The organism is Virgibacillus litoralis, assembly GCF_017873675.1.
Taxonomy (GTDB): domain Bacteria; phylum Bacillota; class Bacilli; order Bacillales; family Amphibacillaceae; genus Lentibacillus; species Lentibacillus litoralis.
The window spans coordinates 1-1,408 of the sequence record NZ_JAGGKK010000046.1; the positions used below are offsets into that span (position 1 = coordinate 1).

The 1,408-nt window shown below is 38.1% G+C and carries 1 protein-coding gene and 1 pseudogene; both read right to left on the bottom strand.

Annotated elements, in window-relative coordinates; translation table 11 throughout:
- Window positions 1–845: pseudogene (locus tag J2Z82_RS19285) on the bottom strand (IS3 family transposase); the annotation flags it as partial.
- Window positions 791–1,354 (bottom strand): helix-turn-helix domain-containing protein, encoded by a 564-nt coding sequence (locus J2Z82_RS19290; RefSeq protein ID WP_209482416.1) that lies wholly within the window; start codon window positions 1,352–1,354, stop codon window positions 791–793. The gene J2Z82_RS19290 and the pseudogene J2Z82_RS19285, both read right to left, overlap by 55 nt.
- Window positions 1,355–1,408 lie beyond the last annotated feature (54 nt).

Genomic DNA, 1,408 nt, shown 5'->3' on the forward strand with positions numbered 1-1,408 from the left:
CTTAAACCAGCCAATTTTTCTTTTATGCGTTCGTGATTGTAATAATCGATGTACCTCTCGATTTCCTTCTTTAATTCAGTATAAGAAACCAAGGGTTCCCCGTAATACATTTCTTGCTTCATAAGGCCAAATAAGTTCTCCATCACGGCATTATCTGCACAGGTCGCTTTCCTAGACATACTTTGAAAGATTTTGTTCTTCTTCAAGGTTTTTACCCATTTACGGTGTTGATAATGCCACCCTTGATCTGAATGAATGGTGGTTCGATACTCGGCTTCATTCTTGATGATGTCAACCGCTCGATCAAGAGGTTTAAGGATCATATCTAATGTTGGTTTATTTGAAATGCCATAAGAAATGATTTCGCCATTATACAAATCTAAGATCGGATTTAAATAAAGTTTTTCATTGCCTGTGCACTTGAACTCCGTCAGGTCTGTGACCAGCTTTTGTAATCGTATAGACGTATTGAATCGACGATTCAAATGATTCTCCGCGACCTTTCCAACCGTGCCTTTATACGATTGATAACGTCGAGATCTGCGTGTGAACTTTACACATTTCAAACCTTCTTCCCTCATGATTCGATGAACCTTCTTATGGTTCACTTGATAACCTTCCTTCTTTAATTCTAAATGGATGCGACGATACCCGAATTTTCCGTCGTGTTTCTTAAACAACTCATGCGTTTTGTCTATTAACTCACGTTCCGGATCTTCATCGTTTCTTAATTGATGCATGTGGTAGTGATAAGTGGCTTCTGGAATACCTACGATCAATAGAACATGTTTTAATTTGAATCCTTCTTCTTTGAGTTCGAACGCCAACGCTGCTTGTGCTTTTCGAGGAAGGCATTCGGGTTCTCCTGAAAAGCTTTTAACTTTTTTAAGTAAGCATTTTCTAAGCGAAGCATTTCATTTTCATGGGCTAATAGATCCTCACGAGACATCTTCTTTCCTTGGTTTGTTCTCTTAGATTTTCTTCCTGCAGACATAGTGACCCGTCCTTTCGATTTTTCTTCGAGCCCTTCTACCCCATGTTTTTGGAATTCTATATTCCAACTGGTGATTAAAGTGGGTTGGTTCATCTTAAAAGCCGTGGCCGTGTCTTGATAGGAAGCGCCCGTTTGTTTCATAAAGTTTAATACATCTAGCTTAAATTGAACAGGATAAACTGTTTTTGAACGCTTTCTCTTTAAACCTTCCTCACCAAAAACCTTATAAGCATTCACCCACCTTCTTATTTGCTCGTGATTGGGAACCCCATATTTTTTAGCCAACGAAGTAGAACCAAATGGACCTTCCAAGTATTCTTTTACAATATTCAATTTGAACTCTTTGCTATATTTAGCCATATAAAAACACCCTAAAAGTTAGATTTTTAACTCTAACTTTTAGGGTGCAGTACC

Coding starts and splice junctions, on each gene's coding strand:
- J2Z82_RS19290 (WP_209482416.1), bottom strand. CDS start 1,354: ATGGCTAAATATAGCAAAGAGTTCAAATTGAATATTGTAAAAGAATAC.